Annotated in this window: 26 protein-coding genes, 1 tRNA gene and 1 pseudogene; 13 read left to right on the top strand and 15 right to left on the bottom strand. The window is 64.3% G+C overall.

Translation table 11 applies throughout. From position 1 onward, the window contains the following. Nucleotides 1-18: 18 nt before the first annotated feature. Nucleotides 19-1020 carry a glycoside hydrolase family 16 protein gene (locus tag AC0L20_RS16675; protein WP_473289780.1) on the bottom strand — a complete coding sequence of 334 codons (1002 nt, stop codon included), beginning with the start codon at nt 1018-1020 and terminating at the stop codon, nt 19-21. Between the two features lie 294 nt (nt 1021-1314). On the opposite strand from AC0L20_RS16675, the gene AC0L20_RS16670 reads away from it, so the two are divergent. The 3 genes from AC0L20_RS16670 (at nt 1315) to AC0L20_RS16660 (ending at nt 4322) form a co-directional block, all read left to right on the top strand. Then, entirely contained in the window at nt 1315-1536 is a 222-nt protein-coding gene (locus AC0L20_RS16670; protein ID WP_473289778.1) for a dodecin, read from the top strand. Between the two features lie 168 nt (nt 1537-1704). Further along, nucleotides 1705-3609, top strand: coding sequence for a diguanylate cyclase domain-containing protein (locus AC0L20_RS16665; RefSeq protein ID WP_473289777.1), 1905 nt, complete (start codon nt 1705-1707; stop codon nt 3607-3609). 65 nt (nt 3610-3674) lie between these two features. Next, complete coding sequence (locus tag AC0L20_RS16660; protein WP_473289775.1) at nt 3675-4322, top strand: HAD family hydrolase; 648 nt, start codon at nt 3675-3677, stop codon at nt 4320-4322. A 31-nt stretch (nt 4323-4353) separates the two neighbouring features. Here the strand turns inward: AC0L20_RS16660 and AC0L20_RS16655 are convergent, their stop codons facing one another. The 8 genes from AC0L20_RS16655 to AC0L20_RS16620 all read right to left on the bottom strand — a co-directional run bounded on the left by AC0L20_RS16655 (nt 4354) and on the right by AC0L20_RS16620 (nt 12812). Next, nucleotides 4354-5322 carry an ABC transporter ATP-binding protein gene (locus AC0L20_RS16655; protein ID WP_027514177.1) on the bottom strand — a complete coding sequence of 323 codons (969 nt, stop codon included), beginning with the start codon at nt 5320-5322 and terminating at the stop codon, nt 4354-4356. After that, entirely contained in the window at nt 5319-6314 is a 996-nt protein-coding gene (locus AC0L20_RS16650; RefSeq protein WP_473289772.1) for an ABC transporter ATP-binding protein, read from the bottom strand. The genes AC0L20_RS16655 and AC0L20_RS16650 overlap by 4 nt, the downstream gene beginning before the upstream one ends. Further along, nucleotides 6314-7231 carry an ABC transporter permease gene (locus AC0L20_RS16645; protein ID WP_007597392.1) on the bottom strand — a complete coding sequence of 306 codons (918 nt, stop codon included), beginning with the start codon at nt 7229-7231 and terminating at the stop codon, nt 6314-6316. Before AC0L20_RS16645 ends, AC0L20_RS16650 begins: the two co-directional genes overlap by 1 nt. Then, nucleotides 7197-8156 (bottom strand): ABC transporter permease, encoded by a 960-nt coding sequence (locus AC0L20_RS16640; RefSeq protein WP_106941042.1) that lies wholly within the window; start codon nt 8154-8156, stop codon nt 7197-7199. The genes AC0L20_RS16645 and AC0L20_RS16640 overlap by 35 nt, the downstream gene beginning before the upstream one ends. 28 nt (nt 8157-8184) lie before the next feature. Then, a complete protein-coding gene (locus AC0L20_RS16635) occupies nt 8185-9975 on the bottom strand; it encodes a peptide ABC transporter substrate-binding protein (RefSeq protein ID WP_456767518.1) in 1791 nt (596 codons plus the stop codon). A 261-nt stretch (nt 9976-10236) separates the two neighbouring features. After that, the gene (locus AC0L20_RS16630; RefSeq protein ID WP_473289769.1) at nt 10237-11655 is read right to left on the bottom strand and encodes a M20 family metallopeptidase; all 1419 of its coding nucleotides are present in this window, start codon (nt 11653-11655) and stop codon (nt 10237-10239) included. A 153-nt stretch (nt 11656-11808) separates the two neighbouring features. Further along, complete coding sequence (locus AC0L20_RS16625; protein WP_473289767.1) at nt 11809-12198, bottom strand: hypothetical protein; 390 nt, start codon at nt 12196-12198, stop codon at nt 11809-11811. Continuing rightward, a complete protein-coding gene (locus AC0L20_RS16620; protein WP_473289765.1) occupies nt 12195-12812 on the bottom strand; it encodes a hypothetical protein in 618 nt (205 codons plus the stop codon). Before AC0L20_RS16620 ends, AC0L20_RS16625 begins: the two co-directional genes overlap by 4 nt. Nucleotides 12813-13081: 269 nt before the next feature. On the opposite strand from AC0L20_RS16620, the gene AC0L20_RS16615 reads away from it, so the two are divergent. From AC0L20_RS16615 to AC0L20_RS16605, 3 genes are all read left to right on the top strand, one after another. Beyond that, nucleotides 13082-14053, top strand: a complete 972-nt coding sequence (locus tag AC0L20_RS16615; RefSeq protein ID WP_473289763.1) for a S1C family serine protease — start codon at nt 13082-13084, stop codon at nt 14051-14053. Between the two features lie 28 nt (nt 14054-14081). Beyond that, the gene (locus tag AC0L20_RS16610) at nt 14082-15152 is read left to right on the top strand and encodes a phospholipase (RefSeq protein ID WP_473289762.1); all 1071 of its coding nucleotides are present in this window, start codon (nt 14082-14084) and stop codon (nt 15150-15152) included. 82 nt (nt 15153-15234) lie between these two features. Continuing rightward, entirely contained in the window at nt 15235-15441 is a 207-nt protein-coding gene (locus AC0L20_RS16605; RefSeq protein WP_027514183.1) for a hypothetical protein, read from the top strand. A gap of 81 nt (nt 15442-15522) precedes the next feature. Here the strand turns inward: AC0L20_RS16605 and AC0L20_RS16600 are convergent, their stop codons facing one another. The 3 genes and pseudogenes from AC0L20_RS16600 to AC0L20_RS16590 all read right to left on the bottom strand — a co-directional run. After that, complete coding sequence (locus tag AC0L20_RS16600) at nt 15523-16182, bottom strand: DsbA family protein (RefSeq protein ID WP_473289760.1); 660 nt, start codon at nt 16180-16182, stop codon at nt 15523-15525. 98 nt (nt 16183-16280) lie between these two features. Beyond that, nucleotides 16281-16757, bottom strand: coding sequence for a PaaI family thioesterase (locus tag AC0L20_RS16595; RefSeq protein WP_473289995.1), 477 nt, complete (start codon nt 16755-16757; stop codon nt 16281-16283). A gap of 6 nt (nt 16758-16763) precedes the next feature. Beyond that, nucleotides 16764-17189, bottom strand: a pseudogene (locus tag AC0L20_RS16590) (acyl-CoA thioesterase); the annotation flags it as partial. Between the two features lie 109 nt (nt 17190-17298). On the opposite strand from AC0L20_RS16590, the gene AC0L20_RS16585 reads away from it, so the two are divergent. After that, a complete protein-coding gene (locus AC0L20_RS16585) occupies nt 17299-17847 on the top strand; it encodes a TetR/AcrR family transcriptional regulator (protein WP_473289758.1) in 549 nt (182 codons plus the stop codon). 47 nt (nt 17848-17894) lie between these two features. Here AC0L20_RS16585 and AC0L20_RS16580 read toward each other — a convergent pair whose 3' ends face one another. Continuing rightward, nucleotides 17895-18386 (bottom strand): hypothetical protein, encoded by a 492-nt coding sequence (locus AC0L20_RS16580; RefSeq protein WP_473289756.1) that lies wholly within the window; start codon nt 18384-18386, stop codon nt 17895-17897. Between the two features lie 201 nt (nt 18387-18587). On the opposite strand from AC0L20_RS16580, the gene AC0L20_RS16575 reads away from it, so the two are divergent. Beyond that, a complete protein-coding gene (locus AC0L20_RS16575; protein WP_473289755.1) occupies nt 18588-18875 on the top strand; it encodes a PsiF family protein in 288 nt (95 codons plus the stop codon). Between the two features lie 98 nt (nt 18876-18973). Continuing rightward, nucleotides 18974-20059, top strand: a complete 1086-nt coding sequence (locus tag AC0L20_RS16570) for an AbrB family transcriptional regulator (RefSeq protein ID WP_473289753.1) — start codon at nt 18974-18976, stop codon at nt 20057-20059. Between the two features lie 3 nt (nt 20060-20062). On the opposite strand, the gene AC0L20_RS16565 is transcribed toward AC0L20_RS16570, so the two are convergent. Continuing rightward, nucleotides 20063-20602: a disulfide bond formation protein B gene (locus tag AC0L20_RS16565; protein WP_473289752.1), complete on the bottom strand. Its 540-nt coding sequence runs from the start codon at nt 20600-20602 to the stop codon at nt 20063-20065. A gap of 154 nt (nt 20603-20756) precedes the next feature. Here AC0L20_RS16565 and AC0L20_RS16560 point away from each other — a divergent pair. From AC0L20_RS16560 to AC0L20_RS16550, 3 genes are all read left to right on the top strand, one after another. Further along, a tRNA-Leu gene (locus tag AC0L20_RS16560) sits at nt 20757-20841 on the top strand. 193 nt (nt 20842-21034) lie between these two features. Beyond that, nucleotides 21035-21337, top strand: a complete 303-nt coding sequence (locus AC0L20_RS16555; protein WP_473289751.1) for a hypothetical protein — start codon at nt 21035-21037, stop codon at nt 21335-21337. A 160-nt stretch (nt 21338-21497) separates the two neighbouring features. After that, nucleotides 21498-21731 carry a hypothetical protein gene (locus AC0L20_RS16550; protein ID WP_247817356.1) on the top strand — a complete coding sequence of 78 codons (234 nt, stop codon included), beginning with the start codon at nt 21498-21500 and terminating at the stop codon, nt 21729-21731. A 62-nt stretch (nt 21732-21793) separates the two neighbouring features. Here AC0L20_RS16550 and AC0L20_RS16545 read toward each other — a convergent pair whose 3' ends face one another. Then, nucleotides 21794-23620 (bottom strand): caspase family protein, encoded by a 1827-nt coding sequence (locus AC0L20_RS16545; protein ID WP_473289749.1) that lies wholly within the window; start codon nt 23618-23620, stop codon nt 21794-21796. 326 nt (nt 23621-23946) lie between these two features. On the opposite strand from AC0L20_RS16545, the gene AC0L20_RS16540 reads away from it, so the two are divergent. Further along, nucleotides 23947-24375: an Ig-like domain-containing protein gene (locus AC0L20_RS16540; RefSeq protein WP_473289748.1), complete on the top strand. Its 429-nt coding sequence runs from the start codon at nt 23947-23949 to the stop codon at nt 24373-24375. The last annotated feature ends 30 nt before the right edge of the window (nt 24376-24405 follow it).

Below are 24405 nucleotides of genomic sequence, written 5' to 3'. Positions count from 1 at the left end.
AGAGATCAGCGAGCGTCGCTATCTGCGCGCCTGCTCCAGATCGATCTGATAGACGGAAATCCGGTCGATCTCGAATGCGACGGTAGGCGGCGACTCCGCGTCGACCGGTCCGACGCCGAGAAAGAATTTCGATCCGATCGCGAGATTGACGATCATGTACATGGGATCGTCGAAACCGATCGGGACCTTGATGTCGGACACCGGCCTGCGGTCGATGAAATAGACCAGGCGATCCTCCTCCCACAGCACACCGTAAGTGTGGAATGTGCTCGACGCGTCGCCGACCGCGAAGTCGAAGCCGCAGGACTGGATCTTCTGGGTCGAGGGAATCCGCCAATGCGTCGTCATCACGAGATCACCCGGCTTTTCGCCGCGGCCTTCCAGCACGTCGACCTCCGGCGGCCAGCCGCCGTCATCCGCCAGCATCCAGAACGCCGGCCATACCGCGTGCCCGACCGGCACCTTGGCGCGGATCTCGAAATAGCCGTGCTTCTGCGCGAACGTGCCCTGGGTCGTCAGTATCCCGGAGATGTACTCGTTGTCGAACAGCACCGGTTTCAATTCCGGCGGCGTGCGGCTGGCGACGATCGACAGCACGCCGTCCTTGACCTTGAAGGGATCGAGCCCGAGCGGCGCCGCGGCGCGCCCGGCGTAGCGCGGATCGACATAGATCTGTTGCTCACCATTGGCGCTGGTCTTGCGCTTGAACTCGGAGCCGTCGCCGCCCCAATAGCGCGCCTCCGGCCAGGCCGCACCGCCGGCGTAATGCGGCACCCAGCGTCCGTTCGCCAGCGGATGCTCGTCAAAATCCTCGTTGAAGGTCCGGCGTAGCGGCAAGAAGACCAGCGAGGCCGGATTGACCGTTTCCAGCCGACGGCACTCGATGGTGGAGGGATCGGTCGTGACCTGCAGCGACATGCTCACCGGCGCAGCATCGAGATCGTCCTGCGCGATGGCCGGCGCAGGCACTACGCAGAGACCGATCGCAGCCAGAGCGCCCCTCGTCCAACGCGCGATCATCACCGCTCTTCGAAAATGCCAGAGGAAGGGCGGAAGTTAGCTCGCCCATATCGCGACGGGCAAGAGCGGGGCCCGCGACCGCGTACCAATTCGGGAGCGCCACCCGCCCACGCCATCCAGATTTTCGTGCACTTATAAAAAATGGAGCACCGCGCGCGGCAGGCGACCGGCGGGTCTCCCTCGGGGACGGAACTCGAAGCGCCGGCATCCGTTCAGAGTCGAGGCCGGATGTCGCGCGGACGCCGGTTGTCCGCGACATATCCGGCCCCGCCACAGCACAAGGGGAGAATAGTCATGGCCGCAAGCGAGACGGATCACGTCTACAAGATCCTGGAACTGGTCGGATCGTCCGAGACATCAATCGAGGAGGCGATCAAGAACGCGGTCAGCCGGGCCGCCAAGACCGTTCGCGAGATGAAATGGTTCGAGGTGGTGCAAACGCGCGGCCATATAGAGAACGGTGCCGTGCGCCACTACCAGGTGACGCTACGGGTCGGCTTCACGCTGGATGAGTAAGGCAGAAAACGCCGGGCGAAGCCGACGCCCGAGACCAGCCTGGTTAGCTCGACAATAGCCCGTCCATTGCCGAGGATTGTTCCAACCGGAAGCGCACAATCCGCGCGGATGTTGCAACAGGCCGTTAAGGCCAAAGTGAGAGGTTTGCACCGAAATGGAGCAAGCCTGATGGCCACGGGCCGCGAACTCGGAAAGACGCGCCTTCCGCTCTGGGCAGCGGGTTTCGTCATCCTGACCTGCTTCGCCATCCTCGGCTTGAGCGGCTGGCGTGAATGGGAAACACGCAATGCCGATCTCAAGAACGCCGAGATCGACGTCGCCAATCTGGCGCATTCGCTGATTCAGCACGCGGACGACACGTTCGAACTCGTTGATACGATCCTCGTCGGGTTAGTCCATCGGCTCGAGATCGACGGCACGGGTCCGGACACGATTACCAAGCTTCAGGCCTATCTGCCGACACGGAAATCGTCGGACCGCATCCGCGGCATCTTCGTTTATGACGCGACCGGGCAGTGGCTTGCCACGACCGAGCGGCTCGACTTCTCCAAGCTCAACAACAGCGACCGCGGATATTTCCAGCGTCATCGCGACTCGCCCGAGATGGGCACGTTGATCGGACCGCCCGTGAAGAGTCGAGCCGGGGGCCAATGGGTCGTCACCGCGTCCCGCCGGATCAACGATGCCGACGGCGGCTTCGCCGGTGTTGCCCTGCTCACGATCGACGTCAGCTATTTCGTCAAGTTCTACGAGCGGTTTGACATCGGTACCAACGGCTCGGCATCGCTGCTCAACGATAGCGGCATCATGCTGGCGCGCAGCCGCGACGACAGCGGCGCCTTTGTCGGACGCGACCTGTCCAATGCGCCCTTGTTCAAGGGATGGGAAAGTCGTCCCGCCGCGGCAGTCTACTATTTCAAGTCGCCGCTCGATGGCGTCCAGCGGCTCAGCTATTACCAACGCAGCAGCCGCTATCCCCTGATGGTGCTCGCGAGCAAGTCGCGGGACGACGTGCTGGCGCCCTGGCGGCAAGCCGCGGCTGCGCGCACCATCTTCGTCCTTGGCCTCGTGCTGCTGATCGCGGTGATCGGCTTCTACCTGGTCCGTCAGCTCGTGCAGCGGCAGCGCATGGCCCAGGCCCTTGTCGTCAGCGAAGCAAACTTCCGCCTGTTGGCCGAGCAATCCAGCGACATGGTGACCCGGATCGGGCTGGACAACCGGCTGCTCTACGTTTCCCCCTCGTGCGTGCGCATCACGGGCTGGTCCTCCGACGAACTGCTGTCCACCTCGGCCCTGGCCGGCATTCACGCCGACGACATGGAGCGGGTCGAGCAGGCTATCGCCGCGCTGAAGAATGGCGAGGCCGAGGAGACGCGGTTCGTCTATCGCCAGCGGCATCGCGACAAGGGCGAGATCTGGGCGGAGGCGGCGTTGCACGTGACCCTGGCGTCGGACAGCGGCGAGATCGACGGCGTCGTCGCGGTGGTGCGCGACATGACCGAGCAGAAGGATCTTCAGGACAAGCTCGCCTCTCTTGCAACGACCGACGGCCTCACCGGCCTCGCCAACCGGCGCGCTTTCGACGAGCGTCTCGCAGACGAATGGGCGCGCGCAAGGCGCGACGGCACGCAGCTCTCGCTCCTGCTGATCGATGTCGATCATTTCAAGAAATTCAACGACCAATACGGCCATCTGGCCGGTGACGGATGCCTGCGCGCGCTGGCCCAGATCCTGTCCGCGCACACCAAGCGCCCGGCCGATCTCGCGGCACGCTATGGTGGCGAAGAATTCGCCGTGCTGTTGCCGAACACCGGTCCCGAAGGCTGCGCCGAGGTCGGCGATGGGATTCGCAAGGCCCTGCACGATCTCGCCATGCTGCATGCGCAAAGTCCCCCTTCCCGCCTGGTGACTGCAAGCGTCGGCGGCGCGACGAGCCTTCCATCCCAAACCACGACGGACTGCAGCACGCTGGTCGCCGCCGCCGACCGCGCGCTCTACGCCGCCAAGGACAACGGCCGTGACCGGCTGGTGATGTCGGGACAGGTCGTTCCCTGGCCCGCCAGGAGCGCGTGACGGATCGACCGCTGGCCCGATTTGTCGCCGGCGCTCCAGCGCGGTATGGCTTGGATCACGGCCGGATGTTCGACCCATCCGAGAGTGCCGCTGTGACTGGTAGAATCAAGCTCGTCCTCTTCGACATGGACAATGTCCTTTGCGACTACGACAGGGCAAAGCGTGTCGCATGGCTGGCGAAGCTTGCGGGGACCACGAGCGAATCCGTCCACAAGGCGATCTGGGACAGCGGCTTCGAGTTGCTCGGCGATTCCGGCACTCTCGATGCCGCGGACTATTTGCGGGGTTTCGGCGACCGCATTGGCTATCCGCTGTCACTGGACGAGTGGATCGAGGCGCGACGCCGGTCAATGCAGACCGATCATGCCATGCTGGAGATTGCCGGCAGCTTGCGTCAAACCGTCGACATTGCCGTCCTGACCAACAACAGCACGCTGGTCGCCGACCATATCGCTGCGCTGCTGCCGGAATTGCCGCCGCTGTTCGGCTCGCGGATCTACGCCTCGGCCCGGTTCAAGACGGCGAAGCCGGACCCGCGCTGCTTCCGCCTCTGTCTGTCTGAGCTCGACGTGAAGCCGGAGAGCGTCCTGTTCGTCGACGATCTCATGGCCAATGTCGCCGGCGCGCGAGAGGCTGGTCTGTTCGCGCATCACCACACCTCGGTTGAGGCTTTCAGGCAGGCCCTTTCGGAGCACGGCCTGCTTCACGCATGAATGCGCGCTCCGGATTTCTCGGCGTCAGGCGTCAGGCGAGATGGCACGCCACAAAGTGCCCGCCCGCTCCTTCCTTCAGCTCCGGTGCGCTTTCCGCGCAACGTGGCTGGGCGATAGGACAGCGGGTGTGGAAGTGGCAGCCCGACGGCGGCTTCATCGGGCTCGGAACGTCGCCCTTGAGCCGGATGCGCTCGCGCTTGAGCTTCGGATCGGGCACCGGCACCGCTGATAACAGCGCCCTCGTGTAGGGATGCTGCGGATTGCGGTAGAGGTCGCTCGCCTTGGCGAGCTCGACGATACGGCCAAGATACATGACCGCGACGCGGTCCGAGATGTGCTCGACCACCGACAAATCGTGCGCGACGAAGAGATAGGTGAGGTTCAGCTCGGCCTGGAGATCTTCCAGCAAGTTGATGACCTGCGCCTGGATCGAGACGTCGAGCGCGGACACCGGTTCGTCGCAGACGATCAGCTTCGGCTCGACCGCGAGCGCGCGCGCGATCACGATACGCTGGCGCTGGCCGCCGGAGAATTCATGCGGATAGCGCCGCATGTGCTCGGCCTTGAGCCCCACCTTCACCAGCAGGCTCGCGACGCGATCCTCGCGCTCCTTGGCCGATGAGCCGAGCTTATGGATGACGAGCGCCTCGCCGAGGATGGCGCCGACCGTCATGCGCGGATTGAGGGAGGCGAACGGGTCCTGGAACACGAGCTGCATGTTCCGCCGCATCGCGCGCAAATCGGTACCGCTGAGCTGGCCGACGTCCTGGCCGTCGAACACGACCTCGCCGTCGGTCGGCTCGATCAGGCGCAGCACGCAGCGTCCCGTCGTCGACTTCCCGCAGCCGGATTCGCCGACGAGGCCGAGCGTCTCGCCGCGATTGACCGAAAATGAGACTCCGTCGACCGCGTAAACGCTGCCGACCTGGCGCGACAACAGCCCGCCGTGCACGGGGAAATATTTCTTCAGGCCGCTGACGCGGAGCAAGGGCTCGGTCATGCTGCGCCTCCCAACTGCGTATCTCCCAGATGACAGGCCATGCGGTGGCCGGGCGCGATCTCGCGCAGCAACGGCTCCCTCTCGGTGCAAACGCTCATGGCGTGGCGGCAGCGCGGCGCGAAGCGGCAGCCGACCGGCGGATTGATCAGGATCGGCACCGAGCCGCCGATCGCCTCCAGCCGCACCTTGTGCTCGCTGGCGAGATCGATGCGTGGGATCGAGCGGATCAGTCCCTGGGTATAGGGATGACCGGGATTGCCGAAGAGGTCGTCGACAGGCGCCTCCTCCACCACCTTGCCGGCATACATCACGACGACGCGTTGCGCGGTCTCGGCGACGACACCCATGGCATGGGTGATCAGCATCACCGCCATGCCGAAGCGTTCCTTCATGTCCTGGAGCAGGTCGAGGATCTGCGCCTGAATGGTGACGTCGAGAGCCGTGGTGGGTTCGTCGGCGATGATCAACTTCGGCTTGCAGGCGAGCGCCATCGCGATCATCACGCGCTGGCGCATGCCGCCGGAGAACTGATGCGGATAGTTGTGCACGCGGCCTTCGGCGTTGGGTATCTGCACCAGCTTGAGCATCTCGATGGTGCGCTCGAGCGCCTGTTTCCTGGTGACGTTCTCATGGCGGCGCAGGCTTTCGGCGATCTGCTCGCCGATGGTGAGCACCGGATTGAGCGAGGTCATCGGCTCCTGGAAGATGAAGCCAATCTCCTTGGCGCGGATCTCGTCGAGCTGACTGCTCGTCAGCGGCACGAGATCGCGGCCTTCGAAGATGATCTCGCCCGCCGCGATGCGGCCCGGCGGCATCGCGATCAGCTTCAGGATCGACATCGCGGTGACGGTCTTGCCGCAGCCGGATTCGCCGACGACGCAGAGCGTCTCGCCCCGGTTGATGGAGATGTCGACACCGTCGACGGCCTGGAGGATGCCGTCGTCGGTGGAGAAGTGGGTTTTCAGTCCCCTGATCTCGAGCAACGGCGCCATCAGATCACCCGCCGCGCATCGAGCGCGTCACGAAGGCCGTCGCCGATGAAGTTGATGGCGACCACTGCGATGAAGATCGCGCCGCCCGGAAACAGCGCCCAGTGCGGGCCGATGTCGAGAAAGTCCTTGGCATCATAGAGCAGCCGGCCCCAGGTCGGCGTATCCGGAGGGAAGCCGAGGCCGAGGAAGGACAGCGTCGATTCCGCGATGATGGCTGCGGCGACGTCGATGGTGCCGGCGATGATCACCGGACCCAGCGCATTGGGCAGGATATGGCGCACCACCTGCCGCACCGGGCTTGCCCCGAGCGCGCGCGCGGCTTCGACGAATTCCTTCTCGCGGATCGACAGGAACTGGGCGCGGACGAGGCGGGCGACCGGCATCCACCGCAAGCCGCCGATCACGAGCACGATCAGGATGAAAATGCCGCCCTCGGGGCCGAAAGCGGCCTTCAGCCCGTCGCGGAAGAGATAGATCAGCAGCAGCAGCAGGGGCAATTGCGGCAGCGACAAAAAGAGATCGGTGAGCCACATCAGTCCATGACCGAGTGCACCGCGCGACATGCCTGCGAGCGCGCCGATCAGCACCCCGACAAAGACCGAGACCAGCATAGCGGCGAGACCGACCGCGAGCGAGATGCGCCCGCCATAGATCATGCGGGCAAGGATATCCTGCCCGAGATCGTCGGTGCCAAAGGGATGGGCCAGCGACGGCCCCTGCATGCCCGCCACGATATCGATGTCGTCGATCTTGACCCGCCAGATAAAGGGGCCGACCACCACCGCCAGGATCAGAACGAGGAGCAGGAACGCGCTGACCACGGCAAGCTTGTGGCGGCTATAGCGCCGCCACGTCTCGCGCCAGGGCGAGTAGACGCGCCGCTCAGCGGAGGGAGATGCGAGGGTCAAGCCAGCCATAAAGAACGTCCGCGATGAGATTGAACAGCACGACCAGGCACGCGAAGACGAAGGTGACGGCCATCACCACCGGCGTGTCGTTGGAAAGGATGGAGGAGATCAGCAGCGAGCCGATGCCGGGGATGCGGAAAATCTGCTCGGTGACAATGGCGCCGCCGAATACCGCCGGGATTTGCAACGCAATCAGCGTGACGACCGGGATCATCGCGTTGCGCATCACATGCTTGATGATCACCCGCCGCTGGCCGATGCCCTTGGCGCGAGCGGTGGTGACGTAGTCGAGCCGGATCACGTCAAGCATCGCCGAGCGCACGAAACGCGTCATCGACGCAGCCTGGAACAGGCCGAGCACCGCCACCGGCATGATCGCCTGACGGATCGTCTCCGCCAGCCAGTGAATACCGGTGCCCTTGATGTCGGTCGTGTAGACGAAAGGCAGCCAGTCCAGCGTGACCGAGAAGATCAGGATGAACAGGATGCCGGTGAAGAAGGTCGGCAGCGAGAAGCCGACAAAGGCGAGCGTATTGGCGACCTGGTCGAACAGCGAATAAGGTTTCGTTGCGGCGTAGACCCCGACCGGGATCGCGATCAGGAGCGCCAGAATCTGCGCCGAACCGATCACGTAGAGCGTCGTTGGCAGTCGCTGGAGGATGAGCGTGTCGACGTTCATCCGGCTGACGAAGGAGAAACCCCAGTCGCCGTGCAGCATGGCGTTGAGCCAGTGCAGGTAACGAAGGTAGATCGGATCGTCGAGGCCGAACTTCGCCCGAAGCGCGAGAGCGACTTCGGGCGGCACGTTCGGATTGGTCGCCAGCTCCGAGAAGGGATCGCCCGGGGCTAGTGCGAGCACGACGAACAGCACGAGCGAAATTCCGAGCAGGCTCGGAATCGCGATCAGGAGGCGACGCAGGACATACTGGCTCATGAAGAAGGACCGCTCTAGGCGTGCGTGATCATTCTTCGCGGTACCAGTCGAACAAATTGTCGGTCTCGTTGGCCCAGCCGGAAACGACCGGGCGCAGATTGTTGGCGGCTGCCTCGACCTTCAGGCGGTGCTGCACCGGGATGAAGACGATGTCCTGGTACATGAGGTCATTGGCCTTGATGTAGAACGCCGCGCGCTTGACCGGATCCATCTCGCCGTCCGCGGCAAGAATGGTCGCGTCGTACTCCTTGTTGACCCAGCGCGGGAAGTTGGTGCCCTGCCACTTATTTTCCTTGGTCGCGACGAGGTTCGAAAGATAGCGACGCATGTGCTGCGACGGATCGGGCTGGCTCAGCGGGATCTGGAACATCTCCATGTCGGCGTAGAACTTGGAATAGGTATCGGGATTGCCGACGTCGGAGGAGAAGAACACGGAGGCGACGACCGATTTCAGCTCGACGTCGATGCCCGCCTTCTGGCAGGCCTGCTTGACGATGGCCTGCGTCTTCTGGCGCGGCCCGTTGATCGCTGTCTGGTAGAGGAGCTTCAGCTTCTTGCCGTCCTTCTCGCGGATGCCGTCGGCGCCCGGCTTCCAGCCGGCGTCGTCGAGGATCTTCGAGGCCTTCTCCACGCTGAACTCCCACGAGGTGTTCTTGGACACGAATTTTTCGGGCCCATTGAGGAAATTGGCGGTGGTGCGGCCGGCGCGGCCGTAGATCGCCTTCTTGACCGACTCGCGATCGATCAGCAGCGAGAGCGCCTTGCGCACCGCTGGATCGGAAAACAGCGGGTGCTTGGTCTTCATCGAGGAACGTTCGCCATCGACCTCGGTGTTGGGATCGGTGAAGTTCAGTGCGATGAATTCGGTGTCGCCGCCGACGGCGTAGACGGTCTTTCCCTTGCCGCCCTTCTCCAGGCGCAGCAGCACGTCGTCCTCGACCTGAATGTTCCAGCCGAAATCATATTCGCCGGTCTGGATCACCGCGCGCGCGGCAGAGACGGCGTCGCCGCCCCCCTTCATCTCGATCGAATCGAAATAGGGCCGGTTCGCCATGTGATAATCGGGATTGATCACGCCGCGGACGAGATCGCCCGGCTTGAACTCGACGAACTTGTAGGGGCCGGTGCCGACCGGCGAGAGGTTGGTCGGCGCCTCCCGCGACTTGGACCCCATATAGTCCTTGAACAGATGTTTCGGGATGATGGTATTGGGAGCCCCGACAAAAGCGTCGGCCCAGAACGGCGTCGGCTTGTTGAAGAGGATGCGGACCGTAAGGTCGTCCACCTTCTCGACGGTGATGTCGCGGAGCGTCGCGATCGTCAGCGCGGAGGTCGCCGGATCCTTGGCATATTCCCAGTTGAAGACGACGTCGTCGGCTGTGAACGGCGTGCCGTCGTGCCATTTGACGCCGGGCTTGAGCTTCCAGGTCACCGACTTGCCGTCAGCGGCGAGGCCGCCGTTCTGGATCGAGGGAATTTCGGCGGCCAGAACCAGCTTCATATTGCCGTCGGGATCCCAACAGGCGAGCGGCTCGTAGAACAGGCGCGCGCCGTCCTGGTCTTTGGTGCCGGTGGCAAAATGCGGATTGAGCAGGGTCGGCCCCTGCCACCACAGCAGCTTGAGCGCACCACCACCGCCGCGCTTGGTCGGCTTGTAGGTCGAGACGCCCTCGGCCATCGCGACGCCGCCAAGCGCGAGGATCTGGTTCGCCAAAGGCGCGGTGAGACCCACGGCAGCCAGGCGCTGAATGAAGCCGCGGCGATCCATCCGCCCGTCCTTCACGTCACCGATCATCGAACGCAGTTCTTTGTCCAGCATGGTTGTCCCCGTCTGGTTCCCGTATGGATGCAGGCGGTCGCGCGAGGCAACCACCGGGCTTGGCTGGCGGTAGATGGCACACCGAATGGGGTGCGCGTCAACTGCGACCGTGTGTATGCAAACGGTCTTCTGACTGTCTGTTGGGCAAAACCATATTCCGCAGCCCATCCGTTCGGCAATCCAGCATCAAAACACGCTGAATTCCGCGCTGCACTGCAGAAAATTTGATCGCCGCATCAGACGAAGTATCGAGGCGAAATTCTACGCCACGGACATGTCGAGCGGCGGCGCGACGTGGTCTGGCAGCGGACAGACGTAAGGCGTCTTGGCCGTCCGCTTCTTAAGGTCAGCCTTGGCAGCCTTGATCAGCTCCGGATCCGTCAGCGCCTTGATGCCGATGCCGGCCATCGCCTTGGCGGCCTGCACCATGGCTTTGTGCGCGTGCGCGCTCTTGCCCTGCGCGACCACCTGCCAAGTGTGGAAGGGTGTGCCGATTGCAACTGTGGGTGCGTGGACCTGCACGGTCGGCACCACCCAGCTCACGTCGCCGACGTCGGTCGAGCCAACCTGCGGGTTACGCTTGGCATCGAGCGGCACCAGGAAGTCGGCCAGCGGCCGCTCGGTCGGCTCCATGCCAATCGCATAATAGACCGCGGCGATGTCCTTGTCGCTCAGCGTTGCGCGGATTTGGCTCGCGAAGTTCTTGTCGGCGTCGTCGAAATGCGGCGGGCCGAGCTCTTCCATGACCCGGTGCAGCGCTTGCTCCAAGGGAGCATTGGGCAGGATGTTGGAGACCGCGGAAACGATCTTCATCTCCATCTTGGTCTCGGTCATCAAGGCTGCACCCTGCGCGATCTTGTTCACGCGCCCGACCAGCTCGTTCATGCCGGGCAGGTCGCGGGCGCGGATCGAATAGCGCACACGCGCGTGGGCCTGCACCACGTTCGGCGCGATGCCACCGGTATCGAGCACCGCGTAGTGGACGCGCGCATCGCTCGGCATGTGCTCGCGCATATAGTTCACGCCGACATTCATCAGTTCCACCGCGTCGAGCGCGGAGCGGCCGAGATGCGGCGAGGCCGCCGCATGCGAGGTGCGGCCGGTGAAGATGAAATCGGCGCGGGTGTTGGCGAGTGACGGCGTCACCGCCACCTCCCAGAAGCTGCTCGGGTGCCAGGTGATGGCGATGTCGGCGTCTTCAAATGCGCCGGAGCGCACCATGAAGGCTTTTGCCGCGCCGCCTTCTTCCGCCGGGCAGCCGTAATAACGCACGCGGCCGGGCACCTTGTTCTCGGCAAGCCAGTCCTTCACCGCGGTCGCGGCCAGCAGCGCCGCCGAGCCGAGCAGATTGTGACCGCAGCCATGGCCGTGGCCGCCGGTCTCGACCGGACGATGCTCCGCGACGCCCGCCTCCTGGCTGAGGCCCGGCAGCGCGTCATATTCCCCCATGAAGGCAATGACCGGCCCGCCCTCGCCCCATTCGCCCATCACCGCGGTCGGAATGCCCGCGACCTGCTCGGTGATGCGAAAGCCCTGATGACGCAACTCGGCAAGATGCTCGGCGGCGGACCGCGCCTCGGTGTAGCAGACTTCGGGCATGCCCCAGACCTTGTCGCTGAGGTCGATGAAACGTGCCTTGATCGTGTCGATGCCACGCCAGATGTCGCTGCGGTTGTCCATGCTTCGGTCCGTGATCCCTAGGTCAAACGAAGCGGCAATGGTTAGCAGCTTCGGCATGGTCCGCCTAGCAGCGGCGGGGACACCAGCCATGCGGCCCCGGCAGGGTCTCATAGCACGGCTCAAGGCGATTGGCCTCGCGAAGCCGCGGCGAGACTACATTCTCGGCCTCGACAGCGCGTCTTTGCTCACGAACAGGAGGCGTCGCCGAAAGGCCGTCGGGCTCTCGGCAACCAGTACTCCCTTCAGAGACTGCAGACCCCCTGCGAAGAATGGTTCGCGAAGCCCGTTGCCGTGAACCTCGGTCCATTCCGGTATTTGTAATCCGTAAACGCGCGCAAGGTGCTCCGCCACTGCAGCCGCATAGGCGTCGTGCACGGCATCGATCGAAGCGGGCCGTTCCTCGATCGCCTGCCGGCGCGCGTGCGGGTTCGTGTAAAACCAATCGAGAAATTCGCGGAGCGACGGGTCAAACTTCTGCTCGCCAGCTTTTGCGCGGCGAACCACCTCATTCAGCGTTGCGGGCTTCTTGTCGAACAGGCTCATGGCTGACTCGGCAAAGAGGGCGTTTGATCATTGTCGGGGCCAACTTCGAGATTTGAAAAAATCTCCTCAAGACCCAACCGTGTTTTGGGTTGAAGCATGTTTTGTGGATAAAATTTTTCGACCAGCGTCAACGCGTCCTGGCTGTTCTTGATACCGATGGCGCGGGCGAGGAGCTTGATATCGTCGATGTCTGAGTTCGATTCGACGCCACCGACACGCATGGCGCGGCATTTCATGGCGAACGGGTATTCCGGTCTTGCCGTATAGACCCGGAGGCCGGGCTCGTCCTCAGTTGGATACGTCTTAAACAAAGCCTTCACATCCGGATCAGCGTCCCTCTTGCTCAGCCACCCCTTCACACCATCGTTCAACCAGTTTTCGTCCCACCCGAGCTCCTCGGCCATCTCGGCTGCCAGCTTCTTAATGAACCCCCCGTTTCCTTCAAATACCGCATCGACGTCTCCGGTGTTGATCTGCCGGTTCAAGGTCAGCAGGAGGGCCGATCCACCGTAGATCACGATTTCAACGGTGCGGCCGGCCGCAAAAGCCCTCCGGCCGAGTTCAGCCAGCGCATACTCCAGAGTGGATCTATCGAAATTCTTGTCGTCGCTCATGGTTTCTTCCGCGGCTCGCAGAACGATACGTCTGCAAAACAAGGCCGACAATAGCCTTCCGCACCCGGCAGCTCGCCGGCCATCGAAACGACTGGGGAATAGACCGATCCAAGGGGCGTTCCTGCCTGGACTTGCGAGGATCGTGCTCAATCTCCTGCAAATGGTCGCGACAAGTCTTTAAAATCGATCATTCGCAGCTTAGATTAATTCTGCTTCGTGCGTCGTTCCGCTAGCCACAGCGGAGCGATGCTCTCAGCCAGGAGAACTCGATGCCCGCCCTGACCGAATGGAGAGTGCCGCCGGCCAATCAACCGCGTGCGAGCGATTACGGTTTCGATCTCGACCGCGCGCTCGCCTCCGTCGTCGGCCTGCATGCCATCATCCCGCCGGACGCCTTCAGCGCCGAGACGCTCGGGACCGAACGCGCCGGCAACGGCGTCGTGATCGACGATGGGCTGGTGCTCACCATCGGTTATCTCATCACCGAGGCAGAGTCCGTGTGGCTGCATGTCGGAGACGGGCGCGTGGTGGAGGGACATGTGCTCGGCTTCGACGCCGTCACCGGCTTTGGCCTGGTGCAGGCGCTCGGCCAGCTCGACGTCGCCCCCTTGCCGCTCGGTATCTCGGCCGAGACCCGGCTCGGCGACCGCGTCGTGGTCGGCGGCGCTGGCGGACGCACGCGCTCGGTCGCGAGCCAGATCGTGGCCAAGCAGGAATTCGCCGGCTACTGGGAATATCTGTTGGACGAGGCCATCTTCAGCCATCCCGCGCACCCGAATTGGGGCGGCACGGCGCTCCTCAACGAGTGCGGCGAGCTGATCGGCATCGGCTCGCTCCAGCTCGAACGCGAGCGCGACGGCAAGGCCGAGCACGTCAACATGATCGTGCCGATCGACCTGTTGAAGCCGATCCTCGACGATCTGCGCAGGTTCGGTCGCGTCAACAAGCCGGCACGGCCATGGCTTGGACTCTTTTCGACCGAGATCGACAACCGCGTGGTGGTGATCGGAATCTCCGCCAATGGTCCCGCCGCCCGCGCCGAGCTCAAGACCGGCGACGTCATCCTCGCGGTCGACGGCGAGAGGGTCACAAGTCAGACCGGCTTCTACAAGAAGCTGTGGGGCCTCGGCGCCGCCGGCGTCGACGTGCCGCTGACGGTACATCATGAAGGCGTCACCTTCGACGTCACGGTGACCTCGACCGATCGCTTCAAGCTCTTGAAGGCGCCGAAGCTGCACTGACAAGGCGAACTGACGCAGGGAAACGACGATGAGCGAGGCCGTCGTTGACGACATCCTGGCCGTGCTGCCGCCGCTGCTCAATGCGCTGGAAGCGCTCGGCTTCTTTCAGCGCAACCTGCACCCGCCGGCCTTCGCCTCGGTGATGAACGCGATCGGCGCTCCCGACGAGGCGCTGCAAACGGCACGCGGGGCAATCGGGGAATGGCCGGAACACTTCCTCGGGCTGCGCCAGCGGCTCGATCGTGCCTGCGACGAAACGCTCGCCGCCTTTGCCAGCCTGCGCGAGGTCGAGCGCGGCAATGGCGACCTCGTCGCGGTCTTCCGCGCGCTGCGCCATCTGCCGCGCGCGCAGGAGGCACTCTATCCACTGGCGGTGCAGTTTCCGCCGGTGAGCAGCTTCTTCCTCAACGCCGCCATGCGCGAGAATGCCGACCTGTTGTCGCGGCTCGAAGCCGGCGCGGAGGCGCACACCGGCATCATCCACGATCACAACGAGCCCGGCAGCCGCGGCGGCTTTTCGGTCTACGTGCCCGAATATTATACGCCCGATCGCGCCATGCCGCTGGTGATGGCGCTGCATGGCGGCAGCGGCAACGGCCGCGGTTTTCTGTGGAGCTGGCTGCGCGACGCCCGCAGCCTTGGTGCGATACTGGTGGCGCCGACCGCGACCGGCCCGACCTGGGCGCTGATGGGTGACGATTCCGACACGCCCAACCTCATCCGCATTCTCGAAACCGTGCGCAGCCGCTGGACCATCGACGCCTCGCGCATGCTGCTCACTGGCATGAGCGACGGCGGCACCTTCTGCTACGTCACCGGGCTTGACGGCGCCTCGCCCTTCACGCATCTCGCGCCGGTCTCGGCGACCTTCCATCCGCTGATGGCGGAGATGGCCGACGCCACGCGCCTGCAGGGCCTGCCGATCTTCATCACGCACGGCAAGCTCGACTGGATGTTTCCGGTGCAGACCGCGCGGCAGACGCAGGCAGCCCTCGCCGCCGCCGGCGCGAATGTCACCTATCGCGAGATCGACGACCTCAGCCACACCTATCCGCGCGAGATCAACGCGGAGCTGATGCAGTGGCTGAATGGAGAATGAACAACCTCTCCTTACCTGCGCCGCACTGTCGCGGAACAATCCATCCGGGTCGACGTTATCGCCCGTCATTGGAGGTTTCGCGATGCGGATGTTTCTTGGAATGATTTTGGGCGCGCTGCTACTCGGCTGCGGCGTTTATGTATACGACTCCATGCAGACGTCGTCGGTCGCCAATGGCGAGGTCGCGACCACCAATCGCACCATCGTGAACTGGGATGTCGCCAAAGCCGATTGGGACGCGCTACGCGATCGCGCGCACAAGGACTGGGTCCGCATCTCCTCGAAGTAACGACGTGGTATCATGAATGAATGAGGCGCCGTCGCGGGTCCGCGGCGGCGCCTTCGTATTGCGCGGTGAATATCGCTCGGCTCAGTTCATCTTGGCCTTGCGGGCGTCGGCGATGACCTGCTCGAACTCGTTCATGCTGAGCACGCCCGGCACGCGGTACTTGCCGACGATGAAGGAGGGGGTGCCGCGGAAGCCGAAGGCTTCGGCCTGCTCGTTGTTGCGCTTGAGCACGGCGTCGATGTCCTTGGCGTGGTCTCCGAGATCGCGCTTCAACCGATCCATGTCGACGCCGGCCGCCGCGAGCAACTCGTTAATGCGCGGCTCGGTCAATCGCGAGCTGACGCCCATCATGGCGTCATGGGCCTGGTGGTATTTGTCCTGGAATTTCGCCGCGAGCGCCGCCCGCGCCGCGGTGACCGAGACCGGCCCGAGGATCGGCCAGTCCTTCATCACCAGCCTGACCTTGCCGTCGTCCTGGATGACCTGACGCAACTCGGGCTCGAGCTTGCGGCAATAGGGGCAGTTGTAGTCGGACCATTCGATAATGCTGATATTCCCGTCGGGATTACCGGCGACAGGAACATCCGGGTCGCGCAGCACCTTGGCTTCGGTCAGCACCTCGTCTTCGTCGGTCGCCGCGCGCGCCGCGGTGATCCCACCCGCGACAAGGGCGCCCGCTCCAATCAGCGTCAGCGCCGCGCGCCGCGTCGGCACAAGGGCTCTATTCCTGAATTCAGCCATATCTCGTTCCATTTCGGTCCCATCTCCGTCGATACGGTTCGAGACTGGGAATTGTTACAGCTCATATAGAGTGTCGCGGCGCCGATGTCATGGCCACGCTATGCGGGTATCGGGGTCGGCGCTTGCGCAGCCGCAACGCGCGGCAGCATTGTCATCAGCGTCCCGGTCATCGTGGCGATCAACGTGACCTTGCCGTCGTGCTCGGCAAACGCCTTGGCCTCGCAAAAGGTCAACGTGCGGCCGGGCTTGACCACCTCGGCCTTGAAGACGAAACGCTCGCCCCGTGCCGGCGCGAGCAGCGTGGTCTTGAACTCGACGGTGAGGATATCGGCCTCGCGCGGCATCAGGGTGAAGGCGGCGACACCACAGGCATTGTCGAGTCCTGCGGTAATGATGCCGGCGTGGACAAAGCCGTTCTGCTGTGTGAGGGCCGGCGAATGCAGCATGGCGAGTTCAGCCTCGCCCGGCGCAAGGCGGACGATCGCGATGCCGAGCGTGTGCATCGCCGGCTGGCCGTCGAACATGGCGATGGCAGCCGCGCGATAACCGGGGTTCTTCGGTTCGTATGCGGCCATGGCTGAGGCCTCGGCCGGCTCGGTGAGATGCCTCAAGGCGATCTCGCGGATGGCGTCCGTGAACGGCACCGATTTGCGCTGGCTGCGGTCCATGTGCACGCCCGTGATCTCGCAGAACGCGGCGATCTCGCCGGTCTCGGCATTGGTCATATCGTGCCGGAAGCGGATCGATTTGTCGCGGATCTCCAGCAGATGGCTGCGGATCTCGACGATGTCGCCGGCGAGCAGCTCGCTCTTGTAGGTGATGTTCTGCTGCACGGCGGCCATGCCGCGGCCGGAGCCGCGCAGATAGCTCGGCGTCAGCCCGAGGCGGGCGAACAGATTCCAGTTGGCCTCGTCGAATTTGCCGACATACCACATGATGTTCATGTGGCCGACGTGATCGCACTGGCACGGATAGACCGTGCCGCGATAGGTCGCCTCCTGCTCCATCGCAATTCTCCCTGGCCTTTTCTGGCTTTGATTGTTGATACGGTAGCGTATCAACCTCCTCCCGCGTTAGCAATACGGTACCGTATCAAAAATCGGCGAGGCTTCCTGCATGAGTGACGGCAAAGGCGATGTCTGGGTCGAGGCAGGGTTCACCGAGCTCGCCCGATCTGGGGTCGAGGGGGTTCGGGTCGAGGTGCTCGCCAAGAATTTGGGCGTCACCAAGGGCGGCTTCTACCGCCGCTTCGCCGACCGTGCCGCGCTGCTCGGTGCCATGCTGGAGCGCTGGCGCGCGGGGCGCTCCACGGCGATCGCGCAGCAGACGAGTCTCGATGGCCAAGAGCCCCGTGAACGGCTGCGGGCAGTGATCCAGCTCTATTCGGAGCGGCTCAATCCGGACGGGATCGCAATCGAGCTTGCGATCCGGCAATGGGCCCGCTCGGACGAGGGCGCGGCGGCAGCGGTGGCGAATGTGGACGCGGCGCGGCTGAAGCACGTCGCTGAACTCTATCGCGCGACCGGCCTCGATACCGAGGCGGCTGAAGCGCAGGCCTTCCTGTTCTACTGCTTCATCTTCGGCCAGAGCCTGCTGTTCGTCGAGCGCGGCCCGCGCAAGCGATCGCAACTCGTGGCGAAATCGGCCGAGAAGCTACTGGATTAAAGCAAGAGGCCGGAGTTTGGCTCCGGCCTCTGCGTCGTCTTGAAGCCTCAGGCGGCGCCCTTCAGCTTTTTGTTGCATTCGCTGTAATAGCCGCCGCCCTTCTCGATCCACTTCATGCCGCCATTGCCGTTGGTGGTCTTGTTGGCGTTGTACTGGTCGACGCAGGTGTGCAGGCGCCCCTTGCCGGGGGTCTCCTTGGCGTATTTCGGATCGACCGCATTCGGATAGATCGCGGGGCCGGCCGGCAGCGTCGGCGCGGCAGCCGGGGCGGCCTCCTTCTTCGCCTGCTTCGGCTCGGCGGGAGCGGCAGGCGCAGCAGGAGCGGCCGCGGTCGGCGCAGCCGCTGACGTCGCATCCGCGCCGCATTGGGCCTTGCGGAAGTCATTCCACTTCGTGGTGCCGAGCGAGCCGTCCTTCTTGGCGGCCTGGTATTTCGCGCTGCACTCCTGCGAGGTCAGCGCCTGCGCCGGCGCACTCGCCACCAGCGCGGCAAAGCCCGACAGCGCAACTGCACACAGCAACTTTGATTGAATGGTCATCCTTGGTCTCCTCCTTGATCTTCCCCGAGGGAAGTGAACCGAGGATTGCTATCCTAGCGTGCCGCCCGCTCGCGACAAGGAAGCGATGGCTGCTGCCGCCAAAATATAGTGATCCTCCACGTTCGAATTATTCATGTCGCGTTCAGCAACGCCAGTCGACTTTCGCGCCCTTCGCAATTCCCGCAAGAAGAGTGCAGCACCATGACCTTCACCTCCCGCCTCGCCGTCGTCGCTCTCGCCTCGCTGCTCGCCACCGGCACCGCCTTCGCGCAGACCGCCGCGCCGGCAGCAAAGACCGACACCAAGACCACAACCGCCGCCCCCATGGACAAGAAGGCACCGAAGGAGCACTCGGCCGAGTCACTCGAATGCTCCAAGCAGGCGGATGCCAAGGCATTGAAGGGCAAGGAGCGCAAGAAATTCCGCCGCGAATGCATGAAGGAAGCCAAGGCCGGCGCGACCGCCGCCCCTGCTGCCGAAAAGAAGTAGATCCGTCACGGTCTTCGCCGGCTTCGGCGAGAGGCGCGCGCATTGAGGCATGACGTGGCCGCAATTGTGCGGCTCTCGCTGATTTGCGATAAGGTGGTGTGAAGCAAATCACCGCCTCCCTGCCGTTCGAATGGCCGAGCCGTGCCAAGATCTTGAGCACGGTGGAAACGCTCGTCGTCGGCACCGCCGGGGGGCTCGTATTTCTGCTCGCGGGTTTTCCCGGGGGATTGATCTCGGGCTCGATGATCGCGGTCGGGATCGCCGCGATCGCCGGTCGCCAGCTGACGCTGCCGCCGATCCTGACCCAGACCGTGCTGGTGCTGCTCGGCATTTCGTTAGGGTCAGTCGTCTCGCGCCACCTGCTTCAACAGGTCAGTGCCTATCCGCTCACCATCGGGCTGCTCGCGCTCGCGACCTTCTGCTCGACCTTCGGCTCCAGCTATTATCTCCAGCGCATCCACGGCTGGGACCGCACCTCGGCCTTCCTCGCCGGCAGCCCCGGCGCGCTGTCGCAGATCACGATTTTGGCGGTCGAACGCGGCGCCGACCTGCCGGGCATCGCGGTGGTGCAGACCATGCGCGTCATCATCCTCACAGCGGCACTGCCGATGGTGCTGGCGTTCGCCGGCGTCGCGCCCTCCGTCGCGCCGTCGCTGACGACGACCATCGCCTCGCCGCTCGACCTCGTCGAGCTGGTCGCGGCCTCGCTGGCCGCGGCACTCCTCCTGCGGCTGATCAGGTTTCCGGCGAGCTGGATGTTCGGCGCGATGATCGGCTCAAGCGTGCTGCATGGCGCAGGCTGGGTCGAGGGCGGCCTGCCGGACTGGGTACGCGGCGTGGCGCTGGTCGGCATCGGCGCCCTGATCGGCAGCCGCTTCGCGCGAATGCGGATCAAGACGCTCGCCGGCCACATCAACGCGGCGCTGGGCTCGTTTGCCGTCGCCATCGCCGTCTCCGCGATCTTCGTCGGCATCGTGGCGCTCACCACGCAGGTGAAATTCTCCGACGTCGTGGTCGCCTATGCACCGGGCGCGATGGACGCCATGCTGGCGCTGGCCCTGACGCTGCACATCGACCCGATTTTCGTCGGCGCCCATCATCTCTCGCGTTTCGTCTTCGTGACGATCGCGACGCCCGGCATCGTGCACCTGTTCGGCCGGACGCAGGACGACGTGGATGATTGAGCGTCAGCGCTTCGCCGTTGCAACGAATCCCCACGCGGCGATCGCAGCCATCAGGAGCGAGATCAGCAAATTGTAGCCGGCCAGCGAGAGGCCGAGGAAGCGCCACTGCACCTCGTCGCAGCGGACCACCTTCACGGTGTCGAGCCGCGACAACAGGTCGGTGGCGCTGCCGAGATTGACGACGGGACCGGAGCAGTCAGTCGGCCCCTTCCAAAAGGCCCACTCGACGCCGGCGTGATAGGTGCCGAGCCCGGCATTGGCGAGGCTCGCCAGCACAAGGATCGCGAGGCCCGCGAGCAGCAGCGGCCTCGGCGCACTGCTCCGCGCCGCGAATGCGATGAGCAGGCCGAGCGGGATCGCGAGGTAATAGGCGTAGCGCTGCTCCAGGCAGAGCGGACAGGGCACGATCCCGAGCACCAGCTGGAAGAACCAGGCGCCCGCGATGGTCGCGGCTGCAATCAACGTGACCGCGAGCGAAGCGACCAGCGCGGGGCTCGTGGCCGCCGGTTTGAATGCAGGTATTGCGGCACTCTGGGTCGTCACGGCAGCCTCTTTTCGATGGGTCGCTTTCCAAGGCTGTAACCCCGGCTCATGCGGCTGTCGAGAACGGCCGGGATCACTTTAGCGCGGGTTGACCCCGCTTGGTCCATGGCTATAGTCCGCCGGCTTCGCGACGCCCGCTTAGGGCGGACCGAGGGCCCCTGTGGCGGAACTGGTAGACGCGCTCGACTCAAAATCGAGTTCCGCAAGGAGTGCTGGTTCGATTCCGGCCAGGGGCACCAGCCTTCGCTGCTTCGCAGCTACGGCTTGGCAAGCCGGGCTAAATCCTAGCCATGCGAAGCAGCGAAGGCTGTCCCGCCGAAGCCATGGCGAAGGCGGACTGGTTCAACGAGTCCAGTACCTCCCCCTCCCTAGCAATCGTCACATCCCACCTGTATAAACCGGTAGCTTCTTCCGCAATTCGAAGGAGCTCATATGAACGACCTGCACACGTGGCTTTCGCAACAGCACCACGGCCTGCGCACCTTCCGGATCTTTCAGCAAAAGCTCGAGACGCTCGGCCGCGACGACCCCGAACAGCGCGGCCTGTGCCGTCTGTTGAGCGGTCTCGTCGGCAGCTATGTCGAGACGTTCGATGAGGCTCCGCTACCCGTCGAGGTCGCTGACGGCGCCTATCATCGCCTGCTGACGCTGGTCGCAAGCCTCGACCTCGAGGGCGACACCAGCCGGCGGCTCGCGGACATCAACCGGGTTGCGACCTGCGAACTCTGGCAGTGACGAGAGCGGGCCGCCATACGGCTCACATCCGCATCCCTGGGACACTTCGCCAGGAGAGGGCCGCGTGCTTCCCCGCACGAGCCTTCCTCGACGGGTTCGACTTCGCAGAGCCAGTCCCTATATCGTGCGGCAACGTATGTTGATGCAGCGAGCAGCTTCGATGGCCAGGAGACGCGCGACGGAAACGGACGCCGACGACCTCCCCCGCTTCTTCGTCTGGGTCCGGGGCCTCGAAGGCCCCGAACCGCAGAAATGGATGGCGATGGATTTCGGCGTCGGTGACTGGAAACGGCCGCTCGTGCTCGCCTATCTGGAGCTGCCGGAGGGCGAGCGACACTTGCCGTTGTCGGCGCTGGCCCGGCGATATCCGCCGCCGCGGGGAGAGGCTTCGTAGAGGGGCCATCCTGGACGGACGCGAGGATCTCGCCGGCCCTCAACCCAGGGCGAGCAACCGCATCACTGGCAGTACTGCTTTCCGCCATAGGTATAACATTTGCCGCCTTCGTTGCTGGCCGGAGCAGACGGCGCGCGCGGGTTCGGTTCGTGGCGGGATACCGGCTTTGGTTTCTGGGGTGGCGTATCAGGACGCCGCTGGCATACCCCCTGGGTATCCAGCACGAAATTGTTGTCACAGACGATCTGGACGCAGCGGTCGCCGACCGCCTTTTGCCCCCTCGCACAAACCAGGGGACAGATGCGATCGGGCCGGGCGCGCACCGCATCGAGCGCGTCGAGGCTTGCAACCTTCACATCGAACTTGGTGCCGGCATATCTGTTGAAGCTGTCGAGCGCCTTTTGCGACGGGGTCGTCCAGGCGCCATCGGCCGCACCGGGATCGCAGCCGACGCGCTTCAGGTGCGCCTGGAGCAGGCGGGCGACGTCCGCAGGATCCATCGCCGGCGCAGTGGTCGGCACCACGGCGACAGCAGGAGGCGGCGCGGCGGGCGGGGTCAGAGCGGCAAGCGTAGCCTGGCGCTCGCGCTGTTCCTGTTCGCGCCTTGCGGCCTCGATCTGCTGCTGCGCATTGAGCGCGGCCTGCTTCTTCGCCTGCTCGACCTGAACTGCCGCGTCCTCGGCCTGCCGGCGCGCCTCCGCAACCTGCCGCCGGGCATCGTCGAGCTCACGCTTGGCCTGGTCTGCGATGCGTTGGCGCTCCTTCTCCAGATCGCGCCGGACCTGCTCGGAGATCTGCTGCGTGGCCCGTTCGGTCTCGCGCGCCGCCTGCTCCTCGATCTGTTTCCTGAAATCGTCGCTCTTCTGCCGGACCTGCTGCTCGGCCTGCCGCTGTACGGCATCGGCGTTCTCGCTGATTTTTTCTGCGGCCTCGAGCTTGTCGAGCGCCGCATGCGCAAAGTTGGCATAGATGCCGCTGGCATGAACAGCGAGAAAGGAAAGCCAAGCCTGCTTGGTGCCGGCCTGCGCTGCAAGCTCATAATCCCGCCGGGCTCCCGCGTTCGGATCGACCTTTGGGGCAACCGGCGGCACCAGCGCCACGGTATCGCCGCCGAGCGATCCGTAGACGAAGGGCTCCTGCCGCCGCCCCGTGCTCTTCAGCACCTCGTCGCGAACCCGGCCAAGCGTCAGGCGAAGATCGAGGCCCGGCGTCGCCAAATGATTGAGAAGCGCGGTCGCAAACGGGCTGTGCGCACCGTCGCCGTCGCCAGCGACCGCGCCGGCCTTGGCGGCGAACGCAATCAGCGTATCCGCCGTCGCGGGCTCGATCTTGGCAAGGCCGCGGTTCATCGAACGCGTGGCGACACTGCGTGTCATCCGCTCCGCAAACGGGTTGTCGCGGCAGGCATCGAGGATGACGAGCCGCAGCCGCTTCGCCGGATTTATCGCCTGGAGAATCCGGTCCAGCGGGACCGCCTCGTCCTCGACGTCGAAATCGCTCTGCAGCCTGGCGTCAGCCGGAATCAGGAAGTTCGCGCCGTTCACCTCGATGCCGTGACCGGCGTAATAAACTACCGCCATATCGGAATCTGCAGCAACTGCAGCAAAATCGCGCACCGCCCGCCGCATCTCGATAACGCCGAGATCCCGGCGCAGCTCGACGACGTCGAACCCCATGCGCTTGAAGACGTCGCTGATGGCGGCCGCGTCGTTGTCGGGATTGGCCAGCCGCGCGACGCTCTGGTAGTTGGACACGCCAAGGACCAGCGCCACCCGCTTGTCGGCCTGCGCGGTCGACGCCGCGACCAGCATCCACAAGACCGATAGCGCCAGCCGGCAGGCCAACCGGCTCGAGCGCAACGTCGGGACTGAAGGGCTCAATCGGACCATGATGCGGGCTTCGTTCCACGCTTCGGCGATGGGCTGCAATCTGTATGAATAGTATTTCGGTAGCGGTCCGCCCTCAGGTCTGTGCCATCGATCACATATCAGCCCGGCCTTCAGGCGGACGGTCGCCGCCGCGCCGCGTCCTGCCGGCGACTCCCTGCCCGAAATGATAGTGGAAGGGGCATGGCATTGGGAAGCCGTCCTGCAACCTTCCGCAGATACTTGCCTCCCCCGGGCGCTTGAGCTTCTATGTCGACATAAATCGCTCTTGCTTCATTGGCCGCCAAGGGGTTTCCAGACAAGGGGTGTTCAGAATGATCCGTCCTTTCATGACAATTGTGTTGTCGCTCGCAACCTTCGCCCTGTTGCTGCTTTCCGACACTGCCGGCGCCGACAAGATGCGCCCGGGCTACAAGAGCTACCAAAACGCTCACGGTTTGAATGCCAACACCGCTTGCCGTCGCCCGCATTTCAACATCTGCCAGGGTTGCAATGTCGTCATCCCGATGCGGGTCGCGCAGGATCGCGGTTGCGGGTTCAATTTCCAGTCGCTGGGTCCGTTCGTGGGCCAGGACGTCGTCGTCGCTCCGGCGAACGGGTCTTACAGCCTGGTCAACTCGACAAAGGCTGTGTACCGGCCGAACTCCGGCTTTACGGGCAGCGACCGCTTCGAGAGCCGTCTCTACTTCGAGGACGGTGCCGGCAAGCGCACGTTCCTGAATCTGAAAGTCAACGTCAACGTCGTTCCCAGCCTGTGAGCTGCCGAGGCACCGTGCCCTCGGCACCGG

Source organism: Bradyrhizobium sp. Kon58 (assembly GCF_055807455.1).
This window is presented reverse-complemented; position numbering and strand designations above follow the sequence as displayed.

Coding starts and splice junctions, on each gene's coding strand:
- AC0L20_RS16605 (WP_027514183.1), top strand. CDS start 15,235: ATGCGGATGTTTCTTGGAATGATTTTGGGCGCGCTGCTACTCGGCTGC.
- AC0L20_RS16575 (WP_473289755.1), top strand. CDS start 18,588: ATGACCTTCACCTCCCGCCTCGCCGTCGTCGCTCTCGCCTCGCTGCTC.
- AC0L20_RS16595 (WP_473289995.1), bottom strand. CDS start 16,757: ATGGCCGCATACGAACCGAAGAACCCCGGTTATCGCGCGGCTGCCATC.
- AC0L20_RS16555 (WP_473289751.1), top strand. CDS start 21,035: ATGAACGACCTGCACACGTGGCTTTCGCAACAGCACCACGGCCTGCGC.
- AC0L20_RS16675 (WP_473289780.1), bottom strand. CDS start 1,020: ATGATCGCGCGTTGGACGAGGGGCGCTCTGGCTGCGATCGGTCTCTGC.
- AC0L20_RS16625 (WP_473289767.1), bottom strand. CDS start 12,198: ATGAGCCTGTTCGACAAGAAGCCCGCAACGCTGAATGAGGTGGTTCGC.
- AC0L20_RS16545 (WP_473289749.1), bottom strand. CDS start 23,620: ATGGTCCGATTGAGCCCTTCAGTCCCGACGTTGCGCTCGAGCCGGTTG.
- AC0L20_RS16620 (WP_473289765.1), bottom strand. CDS start 12,812: ATGAGCGACGACAAGAATTTCGATAGATCCACTCTGGAGTATGCGCTG.
- AC0L20_RS16645 (WP_007597392.1), bottom strand. CDS start 7,231: ATGGCTGGCTTGACCCTCGCATCTCCCTCCGCTGAGCGGCGCGTCTAC.
- AC0L20_RS16580 (WP_473289756.1), bottom strand. CDS start 18,386: ATGACCATTCAATCAAAGTTGCTGTGTGCAGTTGCGCTGTCGGGCTTT.
- AC0L20_RS16640 (WP_106941042.1), bottom strand. CDS start 8,156: ATGAGCCAGTATGTCCTGCGTCGCCTCCTGATCGCGATTCCGAGCCTG.
- AC0L20_RS16650 (WP_473289772.1), bottom strand. CDS start 6,314: ATGGCGCCGTTGCTCGAGATCAGGGGACTGAAAACCCACTTCTCCACC.
- AC0L20_RS16600 (WP_473289760.1), bottom strand. CDS start 16,182: ATGGCTGAATTCAGGAATAGAGCCCTTGTGCCGACGCGGCGCGCGGCG.
- AC0L20_RS16540 (WP_473289748.1), top strand. CDS start 23,947: ATGACAATTGTGTTGTCGCTCGCAACCTTCGCCCTGTTGCTGCTTTCC.
- AC0L20_RS16585 (WP_473289758.1), top strand. CDS start 17,299: ATGAGTGACGGCAAAGGCGATGTCTGGGTCGAGGCAGGGTTCACCGAG.
- AC0L20_RS16670 (WP_473289778.1), top strand. CDS start 1,315: ATGGCCGCAAGCGAGACGGATCACGTCTACAAGATCCTGGAACTGGTC.
- AC0L20_RS16615 (WP_473289763.1), top strand. CDS start 13,082: ATGCCCGCCCTGACCGAATGGAGAGTGCCGCCGGCCAATCAACCGCGT.
- AC0L20_RS16665 (WP_473289777.1), top strand. CDS start 1,705: ATGGCCACGGGCCGCGAACTCGGAAAGACGCGCCTTCCGCTCTGGGCA.
- AC0L20_RS16655 (WP_027514177.1), bottom strand. CDS start 5,322: ATGACCGAGCCCTTGCTCCGCGTCAGCGGCCTGAAGAAATATTTCCCC.
- AC0L20_RS16660 (WP_473289775.1), top strand. CDS start 3,675: ATGTTCGACCCATCCGAGAGTGCCGCTGTGACTGGTAGAATCAAGCTC.
- AC0L20_RS16550 (WP_247817356.1), top strand. CDS start 21,498: ATGGCCAGGAGACGCGCGACGGAAACGGACGCCGACGACCTCCCCCGC.
- AC0L20_RS16635 (WP_456767518.1), bottom strand. CDS start 9,975: ATGCTGGACAAAGAACTGCGTTCGATGATCGGTGACGTGAAGGACGGG.
- AC0L20_RS16610 (WP_473289762.1), top strand. CDS start 14,082: ATGAGCGAGGCCGTCGTTGACGACATCCTGGCCGTGCTGCCGCCGCTG.
- AC0L20_RS16630 (WP_473289769.1), bottom strand. CDS start 11,655: ATGGACAACCGCAGCGACATCTGGCGTGGCATCGACACGATCAAGGCA.